This is a genomic window from Rhizobium sp. 01N447_2 (assembly GCF_056399245.1).
The window spans coordinates 100338-110939 of the sequence record NZ_JBFTQY010000012.1; the positions used below are offsets into that span (position 1 = coordinate 100338).

Consider the following 10602-nt stretch of genomic DNA (forward strand, 5'->3'; position numbering starts at 1 on the left):
ATCAGGTTGCAGCCACGGGCGCCGAGTGCCCTTGGCGCGACAGTTGCTTGACGGACAGGTGCATCCAGATGAGAGAGATCACGACGATCGCAAAGAGCAGCAGGAAACAGCTGGACCAAAGGCCGGTCATGTCCTTGAGGAGGCCAAAGGCAATCGGAAGGATGAAGCCGCCAAGGCCGCCCATCATCCCGACGACGCCGCCGACTGCGCCGACGTTTTCGGGGTAATAGGCCGGGATGTGCTTGTAGACGGCAGCCTTGCCGAGGCTCATGAAGAAGCCGAGCACGAAGATGACGACGATGAAGATGACAGGGGTGATGCCGAACGCCGGACCCGTCCCGCCACCAGAAGCAGCCGGCAGCGAAAGGATGAGGGTGGCCACAGCCGATACGGCAAGCATCGTATACATTACGCTGCGCGCGCCCTTTTTATCCGACAGCACGCCGCCGAAGGCGCGGAAGATGCTGCCCGGGATGGAGTAGGCGGCGGCGACCATGCCGGCGGTTTCCAGGTTGAAGCCGTAGACGCCGACTAGGTAGCGCGGCAGCCACAGCGACAGGGCGACAAAGCCGCCGAAGGCGAAGAAATAGTAGAGCGAGAAGCGCCAGACCTGAACGTTCTGCAGCGGCGCGAATTCCTGTGCGAAACTCTTGGAGACAGCGCGGCATTCGCGGCGCAGACGAAAGGCCGGATCATCGGTCGTGGTGAACCAGAAGACGATTGCCATCAGCGCCAGACAGACTGCCCAGATTTCTGCAACTGCCTGCCAGCCCCATGCGAGCAGCACGAAGGGAGCGGCGAATTTGGTCACGGCCGCGCCGACATTGCCTGCCCCGAAGATGCCGAGCGCGGTCCCCTGCTTCTCCGCCGGGAAGAAAGGCGAGACATAGGCGACACCGACTGCGAAGGAGCCGCCGGCTAGGCCGACGCCGAGGCCGGCAATCAGCATCTGCGTATAAGTCTGGGCGTAGGAGAGCAGGAAGGTCGCCAATGCGGCGGCCAGCATGGTGAGCGTGTAAACGAGACGGCCGCCGTAACGGCCCGTCCAGATGCCAAGAACGATACGCACCAGCGAACCGGTGAGCACGGGGGTGCCGACCAGCAATCCGAACTCGGCCTCGTTCAGGCCGAGATCCTGCTTGATGCGAATGCCGATGATCGCGAAGATCGTCCAGACGGCAAAACAGAGGGTGAAGGCTACAGTGGAGATCCACAATGCTTTGGCTGGTTCGCCGGCCGACATGGGCTGTGCTTTCTCGATGACAGACATAACTTCTCCGGGGCCCGACAAGGTCGTGCCGATCCATCGCTGAGGGTTAAAACAAAAAGCCGCTGGTCAGGACGCGCATACACGAGGTGCGCGAAATATCCTGATCAGCGGCTTTGCTGGTGGCGCCCGCCGTTGGACGCCGAATTCTTGGGCCTTCTGGCCCATTTGCCTGGAGGCAATCCGTTGGCCGGATTGCTCAAGCTAAAACCTACCTCTTCAATCTGAAGAGCAATTTCTGTGTCTTCCGTGAGCGTCTATCGCGCGCTCATTCTGCGCTGATCGTCATTGACCGGCGCTATAAAGGTCATGCAAGCTGCGTGCCAGTTTGGTGATTTACGTTCAAGCTGCTGAATAAAAATGATATTTTACGAAACGCGCCGCCTGCTTGTTTTTCGGGCCGCCACCCGCTCATGCAAATATTTTGTGCGCTTGTCGTGAGGCGGGCAGATGCTTGCTGGCGTTTTGTGCAGGCCGGCATCGGTTATACCTCGTCGACGGAAACGAAGGCGAGGGCGCTTTTGACGGCAAAACCTGCGACATAGTCCGGCAGCCTCGCCGGGTCGAAGACGTGGCCGTCCATGAAACGGTTGCCCTCGTCACTGCCTTCGATGCGGATATCGGCATCTTCAGGTGCGTTGTCGTCACCCAGAGCCGTGCGATAGAGATCCGGGCGGTAGGCGGATGCTGCGGCCCTTGCCATGTTAAGGCTGATCTCGGCCTGTCCCCAGCGGATCATCTGGCTGTAGATCCACAGCGCCTGGCTCGGTCGGGGATAATTGGCGAAGCCGGAATGGAACATGAAATAATCGGTGATGATGCGGCGGTTACCCTTTGCGTCGAGGCTGAATTCGCCGGCGAGTACACGGCGAATGATCTCGACGGGGGCAGCGATATAGCGCGGGTCGGCAAGAGCTGCCGCCAGCGCATCGTGATTTTCCGGCCGATCGCACCACTGGGCTGCCGCGTCGAGCGCCACGATCAGCCGGGAAACGGTTTCCGGATGGCTTTCCGCCCAGTCCGGCCGCATGCCGATCACCTTTTCAGGTGCCGACGGCCAGATATCCTGTTTGGCGGCGACGATGCGGCCGACGCCGCGCTCTGAAGCGACCATGTTCCACGGCGCACCGACGCAGAAACCGTCGATCGCACCGGCTGCCAGTGCATCAGAAGTCATGGGCGGCGGCACCACGACAAGCTTGACGTCCTTGTCGGGATCGATGCCGCCGGCTGCCAGCCAGTAGCGGAATTCGTAATTGTGCGAGGAGAAGGGGTAGGTGACCCCAAAAGTCGGCAGCGGCTCGCCACGGGCCTTCATTGCCGCCAAAGTTTTTGCCAGGGCGCGGGCATTGTCGAGCGCGCTTGCCGTTTCCTGCAATCCCGCGTCATCCCGCATCCTGTCGAAGAGCCGCGTCGACAGCGTGATCGCATTGCCGCCGCGCCCCAGCGAAAACGGCGTGATCGTCGGTGAGGGATTGGAGCCGAGACCGAGCATGGAGGCGACGGGCATCGGCGACAGCATGTGGGCAATGTCGAACTGGCGGAATGCCAGGCGGTCACGCACATTCGCCCAGGAGACGTCCTTGACGAGATCGAGCGTCAGGCCTTCCTTCCGCGCGAAGCCGAATTCCGCCGCCGCAATCAGCACCGATGCATCGACGAGCGGAATGAAACCGGCCCGCAGCACTTTCGGTCCTTCGTTGTTCACCCGCACGGGCGAGGGCAGCTCGCCGCCGGGGTTGGAGGTCTTCGTCATCATATCCACTCCGGTTTCCTCCGGAAATTCATCAGGTCGGCCATTACATCAACAGCCCCGCGGCAGTGACGACGCTCTGGGCGATTTCCGACATCTTCTTCTTTTCGTTCATCGCTGTCTGGCGCAGCAGGGCGAAAGCCTCTTCCTCCGACAGGCCGCGCATCTTCATCAATATGCCCTTGGCGCGCTCGATGAGTTTGCGTTCCTCGAGCGCGGAGCGGGCATCGGCAAGCTCCCGCCGTAGCCGGTTGAAGGCATTGAAGCGGCTGACGGCCATGTCGAGGATCGGTTTGACGCGTTCCTTCTTCAATCCGTCGACGATATAGGCCGAGACGCCGGCATCGACGGCAGCCTCGATCGAGGCCGTGTCGGAGCGATCGACGAACATGGCGATCGGGCGGCTGACCGTGCGCGTCAGCTGGAACAGATGCTCCATCATGTCGCGGTTGGGGTTCTCGATATCGATGATGATCACGTCGGGCGTCAGCGTTTCGATGATTCGCGCGATGCCGTTGACCTCGTGGACCACGGTGACGCGCACATGCCCTGCCTCGCGCAGTCCTTCTTCGATGATGGAGGCGCGTATGGCATTTTCGTCGATCACCAGAATTGTCAGATCGAGATGCGTCATTGTTATACTCATGACGCACTGCAGCAATTTTGGCAAGCGCGCCCGCCTTAAAAGTGTGCATAAATGCATGCGCACAAAAAATAATCAAACTRCCGCTTTTAGGCGCAGTTATAGTCTCGCATACATTCTAATCCGATCAATGGCTGACGTCGATCTGTTGTCTTTTCCTGCATGCGGCTGCTTGAGGAAGTCTTTTGTTTCAGCGAAAAGGTGCAGCCGCGGTTCGGTCTCAGCAGGGAGTCTCGAAGGACACCCGGTCGATACTTGTTGATCGCGATCTTTTGATTGTCAGGACGCCTGATCCTCAGGGCGGAAGGTAAGTTGAGTGGCTACCGGCGAATTTCATCCGATTGAACAGACTGCTCCGGATGACCGCATGGCGGCACGCGTTCTGAGGGTGGTCGAAGCGATTCTCGGCATTGCTGCGGCACTCGTTCTCGCCGTGCTGCTCTTGATGGTGCTGGTCACAGTGTGCCTGCGCTATTTCTTCAGCGCCGGCTTCATCGGTGCCGAGGATCTCGGCATCTGGCTGCATGTGGGCCTGATCGCGCTCGGCGCGCCACTCAGCCTCAACAGCGCGCTTGCTATGCGCCTCGATGTCTTCGTCAAGATGCTGCCGGAAAACCTGCAGAAGGTGACGCGGATCGGCGCCGATGTTTTCACGGTGCTTTCGGCGCTGATTCTGAGCTTCGGCGGCAGCGAGATCATGACGATGCTCGGCGGTGTCTCACCGACGCTCGGTGTGCCGGAATGGATCCGCTTCGGCTTCCTCGGTGCCGGCGGCGCGCTGATCCTCGTCATGCTGCTTCTGCAGCGTATCGCCGAAGGTAAGATCCTGCCGGTTGTGATCTCGCTTGCCGTCGGTGTTGCGCTCTATGCCGGTATCCCGCATGTCGCGCTCGATCTCGACTGGCCGCCGAGCATCTTCCTCGGACTGATCGCCGCGGTCGGTCTCGTGCTTGCTGCGCCGCTGCCGCACGCCTTTCTTGCCGCAGCCTATGTCGTCGTCGCCTTCGGCAGCAGCCTGCCGGAGCCGGCGATCGTTTCAGCGACTGTCACTGGCATCTCGAAATTCCTGCTGCTCGCCATTCCCTTCTTCCTGCTCGCCGGCGGTCTTCTCACTGCCTCCGGCGTCGCCAACCAGCTTGTGCGCTTTGCAGCCGCCATGGTCGGCCATCGCAGGGCCGGACTGGCGCAGACGACACTGCTCACCAGCGTTCTCTTTTCCGGCGCCTCCGGCTCGTCGGTCGCAAATGCCGCTTTCGGCGCATCGACCTTCCAACCCGAGCTGGTCAAACACGGCTATCGGCCGGCGCAGGCGGCCGCAATCATCGCCTCGACATCGGTTCTCGATAATGTCATCCCGCCGTCGATCGCATTTCTCATCCTTGCGACCGCGACCAATCTTTCCGTCGGCTCGCTGCTCGTCGGTGGCTTCTTCGCCGGCGGCCTGATGGCCATATGCCTGGCGGTCGCTATCCATCTGACCGTGCGTGAGCAGGTGCCTTTGCCGCGCGCAAATGCGAGACAGCGCTGGCAATCGGCGGTCCAGGCGATCCCAGCCTTCGGGCTCGGCGTCATCGTCGTCGTCGGCATCCGCATCGGCATCGTCACCACCACGGAAGCGGCAGCGCTTGCCGCTTTCTACACACTGCTACTCGGCATCGGCGCGCGCCTCGGCATTATTTCACTTTATGCCGCTTTTCGTCAGGCGGCTGTGGAGGCAGCAGCGATCGGCCTTCTCATCGGCACGGCCGGCCCCTTTGCCTTCCTGTTGGCGGTTGACGACGTATCCGGGTTGATCTCGCATCTGACGACGGTGCTCGGCGGCAGTGCGCTTGCGGTCATCCTGCTGTCGAACGTCATCCTGCTGGTGGTCGGCCTCGTTCTCGATATCGGCGCCGCGATCCTACTCTTCGGCCCCATCCTGCTGCCGGCGGCGGTCGCCGCCGGCATCGATCCCATTCAGTTCGGCGTGATCATCGTCGTCAACCTGATGATCCACGGGCTGACGCCGCCGCTCGGTATGCTGATCTTCGTCGTCAGCGGCGTCACGCGCATTCCCGCCTCAGAGCTCTTCCGGGCGGTGGTTCCCTATCTGCTCGCCCTCCTGGTCTCGCTGGCAATCCTTTGCGCCTGGGCCATCATCTTCTCGTAAACAGGACAACCCCATGGACAATTTCAACCGACGCAATTTCCTGAAGACTGCCGCTCTCGCCGGAACGGCGCTAGCAGCGCCCGCCTTCGTCCGCACGACCGCCGCCCGCACGACGACGATCACGATCGCCTCGCTGCTCGGCGACGACAAGCCGGAGACGAAGATCTGGGTGAAGATCGGCGAATTGGTCGAAGCGAAGCTTCCCGGCCAGTTCAAGTTCAATATCGTCAGGAACGGTGCGCTCGGCGGCGAGAAGGAAGTGGCCGAAGGCGTGCGCCTCGGCTCCATCCAGGCCAGCCTTTCAACGGTCTCGTCGCTCTCCGGTTGGGCGCCGGAACTGCAGATCCTCGATCTGCCTTTCCTCTTCCGCGATGCCGACCATGTCCGCAGGACCGTTGGCGGCGATGTCGGCGCCGATCTCAAGCAGAAACTGCAGGCGCAGAATTTCGTCGTCGGCGATTTCATCAATTACGGTGCCCGCCATCTCCTGACCAAGGAACCGGTGACGCGGCCAGAGCAGCTCAGGGGCAAGCGCATTCGCGTCATTCAGAGCCCGCTGCACACGAAGCTCTGGAGCGCATTCGGCACGACGCCGATCGGCATTCCGATCACTGAGACCTATAAYGCGCTCGCAACCGGTGTCGCCGACGCGATGGACCTGACCAAATCGGCCTATGCCGGTTTCAAGCTCTATGAGGTCGTGCCTGACATGACTGAGACCGGTCACATCTGGGCATCCGGCGTCATCTATTATGCCTCGACCTTCTGGGCCGGTCTCAATGACGAGCAGAAGGCGGTGTTCCAGCAGGCTTCCAGCGAGGGGGCTGCCTATTTCAACCAGCTGATCGTCGACGACGAGTCCAAGTCCGTCGAGACGGCGCTTGCCAACGGCGGAAAGCTCTTTAAGCCGGAAGCCTTCGACGAATGGCAGAAGGGCGCCCAGGGTGTGTGGGACGATTTCGCGCCGGTTGTCGGCGGCATCGACAGGATCAAATCGATCCAGGCCGCCTGAGCAAGCGGCGGACGGTTCTGCTGCAGCTTTGAACGGGGACCGATGGAAAACCGTCGGTCTCTTCATCGCGCRCACTTGCCGGAAAAATAATGCCGGAGCAGGCCGGAAATCGAAAGAGCATGCCTTCGGGGATCGTGGTATATAACTTACTTAAAATCCTGGAATGGGAAGTTTTTACCTTCGGCCGGTGCGGTCCTGTTGACCGCAATGTTGCTACCGCTTCCGGCGGACGGATCCCATGGCTTCGATTTGAGATAAACAACATTGAACACAAGGCTTTGGAGGGCCGACCATGAGCTTACGCATCAACGATATTGCCCCCGATTTTACCGCCGACACCACCCAGGGACCGATCAGCTTCCATGAGTGGATCGGCAACGGCTGGGCCGTCCTGTTCTCGCATCCGAAGAATTTCACGCCGGTTTGCACGACCGAGCTCGGCGCCATGGCCGGCCTGGCCGGGGAATTTTCCAAGCGTGGCGCCAAGGTCATCGGCATCTCCGTCGATCCGGTGGAAAGCCATGCCAAGTGGAAGAACGACATCAAGACCGCCACCGGCTTCGACGTCGAATATCCGCTGATCGGTGACAAGGACCTCAAGGTCGCCAAGCTCTACGACATGCTGCTGGCCGGCGCCGGCGAGAGCTCGGAAGGCCGTACGCCTGCCGACAATGCCACCGTGCGTTCGGTCTTCATCATCGGTCCCGATAAGAAGATCAAGCTGATCCTGACCTATCCGATGACGACGGGCCGCAATTTCAATGAGATCCTGCGCGCCATCGATTCCATCCAGCTGACGGCCAAGCACCAGGTGGCCACGCCGGCGAACTGGAACCAGGGCGAGGACGTCATCATCACCGCCGCGGTTTCCAACGAAGACGCAATCACGCGTTTCGGCTCCTTCGATACGGTTCTGCCCTATCTCAGGAAGACCAAGCAGCCGACGGCCTGACTACTGCTTTCAAGCCATTCCCTAAGCCGCCGTGAAAGCACTTCGCGGCGGCTTTTTACTGATCAGACTAAGCGATGGCTTTATGGGCTCTCACCGCATCGCCGAATGCCTGAAACAGCGCACGATTAACAGGGTTGGTTTGCGGATCGTATTCGGCATGCCATTGCACACCGAGCGCAAATCCCGGCGCGTCCTTGAACCGTATCGCCTCGATCGTCCCGTCCTCGGCAATGCCTTCGGCAACGACTCTTTCGCCTAGGTCGAGGATGCCCTGCCCATGCAGGGAGTTCACCCGGATCGTCTCCCGACCGAGGATGCGTGCAAACATCCCGTCCTCTATAAGTCGAACGTCGTGACGATCGCCGAAAACGATGGCGGGGTCGGGATGGATCTCGCCGGTCTCAAGGCGCGGCATTCGGTGATTCATGCGTCCGGGCAATTCCCGGATTTCGGGATGTAGCGAGCCCCCGGCGGCGACATTCATTTCCTGAAAACCGCGACATATGCCGAAAATAGGAACGCCTTGCGCAACACAGGCTTCGATCAATGGCAGCGCCAGCCCGTCACGATCCTCATCATAAGGCTCATGCTTGGGATCCGGCACCATGTTGAATCGGCTGGGATGGACATTGGCTCTGGCACCCGTCAGCAGAATGCCGTCGACGACAGCCAGTAGATCCGCGATATCGGCCAGTTTAGGATTGCCGGCAAACATCAGCGGCAACGCTTCGGCGACATCGGCCACGGCCCGCAAATTGTTTTCTCCGACAAGCTGGGTCGAGAAGCGGCTTTCGATGATGCGGGCGTTCCCGATGATGCCGATTACAGGTCTTGCCATTGCTTGTCACACCCCAAGTCGCAACGCCTGCCACCCAAGCCGCCTGGCCCCTCGGGCAGGTGATTTGCAACGCCGCGAAACCGGAACCGGCCTCGGGCTGACTGCCGGCTCGGTTGTCACTATATGGTTATCCTTGGTCGCGATGCAGGTGCAAGAGCTTTTGCGACCGCCAAGGCAGGTCCGTTAAAAGCCTGAACAAGGCGAGGCTCGAAGAAGCGAGTTTCCTTGGCCGGGCCGGTGCTCAATCCGGAACGGGAAGGGCGCGTTGGTTGTAGAGGATCTTGCGGATGCGCGCCTGTTCCTCTTCGGAGAGCTTGCTGTTGTCGGTGCCAAGATCGGCGCCGACCGCRAGACCGCGCTGGACGCCGGGCCTTGCGCCAACCTCCTCGAACCATCGCTTGAAATGCTTGAACTCGTCGATGTCCTGACCCTGTGCTTGCCAGTTGACGGTCCAGGGATAGCTGACGATGTCGCCGATGGTGAATTTGTCACCGGCCAGATAGCGCCGGTCGCGAAGCCGCATGTTGAGAACGCCGTAAAGTCGGTTGGCTTCGTCGGTGAAGCGCCGCACCGCATAGGACTGATCGCCTTCGCGATCACCAAGGCGACGGAAATGACCGGCCTCGCCGAGTTTCGGCCCCTGGTTGGCCATCTGCCAGATCACCCATTGCGTCACCTCGTATTTGCCGCGCAGATCCTGCGGCCAGAATTTGCCGGTCTTCTCGGCGAGGTAGAAGAGGATCGCGCCGGATTCGAACACGCTCAACGGGCCGCCGCCATCGGCAGGTTCATGGTCGACGATGGCAGGCATGCGGTGATTGGGGTTGAGTCTGAGATAATCGGGTTTGAACTGGTCGCCCCGGCCGATATTGACCGGCACCAGCCGATAGGGCGTGCCGGTTTCCTCCAGGAAGATCGAAACCTTCTTGCCGTTCGGCGTCGGCCAGTAGTGGAGATCAATCATCTGCGTATCCTCGTTTGCTCGGGATTTCCTGGCAAACAGGATGACGCTACGACCATGGCAGGTCGAATATGTTTGTTCCAAAATCGATGGCGAAATTAGAAACCTGTGACCGTCCCCGGCACCAATTCGGGTGCAGGTATGGAAATGGGGGAGGCGTCACGCCTTCATCGATGGTATCTAGAATCCAGCGTCGCGATGGAAGTTCGAACCTGCCGAGATCCGATGATACGTCGAAAGCGTCAGTCCGACATTGCGAGGAGATCGACGAAGGCCATGCTTTCGCTCTGTCTTCTGTTTTCTCAAGTGGACACGATCATGGCCCAACCGGAAGGAAGCGCTGGGGCGCCGGCCTGTCTCTATTCAGGTCCTTCGGCGGCGGGATCGGGTGAGACGCTCTGCATCCGGAAAGACAGTTTCAACTACGACCTTTGCGTCGCGATCGAGCATTTCGCCAGCGCCAATCAATTGCCAGCGGATTATTTCGCCCGTCTCATCTGGCGAGAAAGCACCTTTCGCCCCGATGCAGTCAGCTTCAAGGGAGCCCAGGGGATTGCGCAATTCATGCCCGGAACGGCGAAACTGCGCGGTCTTGAAGACAGCTACCAGGTGTTGGAAGCGCTGCGGAAATCGGCGCAGTATCTCGACGAATTGCGCAATCGTTTCGGCAATCTCGGCCTTGCCGCCGCCGCCTATAATGCCGGTGAAAACGGCCTTTCTACTTACCTTACGTCAGGCAGATTACCTTACGAGACGCGTGGCTACGTCATGGCGATTACCGCGCATACGGTCGAGGAATGGAAGGATAACCCACCGGAAGATGCGGCCGCCCCGCTCGACAAGGACAAGTCYTTCCTCGATGGCTGCGTGGCGCTTGCGGAGAGACGGACGTTGAAGGACACGCCCTGGCGTCAGGAGGGTGAATGGGCGCCCTGGGGCGTCCAGCTTGCGGCGAATGCGAATGTCGCGGTGGCCCGGCGCATGTTTCTCGATGCCGTGCAGGATCTGCCCGCGCCGCTGAATGCGG

9 protein-coding genes are annotated in these 10602 nt (G+C 60.4%); 4 read left to right on the top strand and 5 right to left on the bottom strand.

Annotation, left to right across the window (positions count from 1 at the left end):
- Position 1: 1 nt before the first annotated feature.
- The 3 genes from AC1ECN_RS10190 to AC1ECN_RS10200 form a co-directional block, all read right to left on the bottom strand.
- Positions 2–1270, bottom strand: coding sequence for an MFS transporter (locus AC1ECN_RS10190; RefSeq protein ID WP_130672449.1), 1269 nt, complete (start codon positions 1268–1270; stop codon positions 2–4).
- Positions 1271–1751: 481 nt separating this feature from the next.
- The gene (locus AC1ECN_RS10195) at positions 1752–3032 is read right to left on the bottom strand and encodes a CmpA/NrtA family ABC transporter substrate-binding protein (RefSeq protein ID WP_018073333.1); all 1281 of its coding nucleotides are present in this window, start codon (positions 3030–3032) and stop codon (positions 1752–1754) included.
- A 34-nt stretch (positions 3033–3066) separates the two neighbouring features.
- Positions 3067–3654, bottom strand: coding sequence for an ANTAR domain-containing response regulator (locus tag AC1ECN_RS10200; protein WP_032995983.1), 588 nt, complete (start codon positions 3652–3654; stop codon positions 3067–3069).
- Positions 3655–3979: 325 nt separating this feature from the next.
- Here AC1ECN_RS10200 and AC1ECN_RS10205 point away from each other — a divergent pair, with 325 nt between their 5' ends.
- The 3 genes from AC1ECN_RS10205 to AC1ECN_RS10215 all read left to right on the top strand — a co-directional run bounded on the left by AC1ECN_RS10205 (position 3980) and on the right by AC1ECN_RS10215 (position 7776).
- Positions 3980–5812, top strand: coding sequence for a TRAP transporter large permease (locus AC1ECN_RS10205; protein ID WP_130672450.1), 1833 nt, complete (start codon positions 3980–3982; stop codon positions 5810–5812).
- Positions 5813–5825: 13 nt separating this feature from the next.
- A complete protein-coding gene (locus AC1ECN_RS10210) occupies positions 5826–6824 on the top strand; it encodes a TRAP transporter substrate-binding protein (protein WP_130672451.1) in 999 nt (332 codons plus the stop codon).
- Between the two features lie 292 nt (positions 6825–7116).
- Positions 7117–7776: a peroxiredoxin gene (locus AC1ECN_RS10215; protein ID WP_477952902.1), complete on the top strand. Its 660-nt coding sequence runs from the start codon at positions 7117–7119 to the stop codon at positions 7774–7776.
- 67 nt (positions 7777–7843) lie between these two features.
- Here AC1ECN_RS10215 and AC1ECN_RS10220 read toward each other — a convergent pair whose 3' ends face one another.
- Positions 7844–8614 (bottom strand): gamma-glutamyl-gamma-aminobutyrate hydrolase family protein, encoded by a 771-nt coding sequence (locus AC1ECN_RS10220; RefSeq protein WP_130655259.1) that lies wholly within the window; start codon positions 8612–8614, stop codon positions 7844–7846.
- A 241-nt stretch (positions 8615–8855) separates the two neighbouring features.
- Positions 8856–9578 (bottom strand): glutathione binding-like protein, encoded by a 723-nt coding sequence (locus tag AC1ECN_RS10225; RefSeq protein ID WP_130655260.1) that lies wholly within the window; start codon positions 9576–9578, stop codon positions 8856–8858.
- A gap of 195 nt (positions 9579–9773) precedes the next feature.
- Between AC1ECN_RS10225 and AC1ECN_RS10230 the strand changes: the two genes are divergently transcribed.
- The coding region (locus AC1ECN_RS10230; RefSeq protein ID WP_477952904.1) for a lytic transglycosylase domain-containing protein at positions 9774–10602 on the top strand (829 nt) is incomplete at its 3' end.

Excerpts from the sequence above, each read along its gene's own strand:
- AC1ECN_RS10190 (WP_130672449.1), bottom strand. The coding sequence starts at position 1,270 with ATGTCTGTCATCGAGAAAGCACAGCCCATGTCGGCCGGCGAACCAGCC.
- AC1ECN_RS10200 (WP_032995983.1), bottom strand. The coding sequence starts at position 3,654 with ATGACGCATCTCGATCTGACAATTCTGGTGATCGACGAAAATGCCATA.
- AC1ECN_RS10215 (WP_477952902.1), top strand. The coding sequence starts at position 7,117 with ATGAGCTTACGCATCAACGATATTGCCCCCGATTTTACCGCCGACACC.
- AC1ECN_RS10220 (WP_130655259.1), bottom strand. The coding sequence starts at position 8,614 with ATGGCAAGACCTGTAATCGGCATCATCGGGAACGCCCGCATCATCGAA.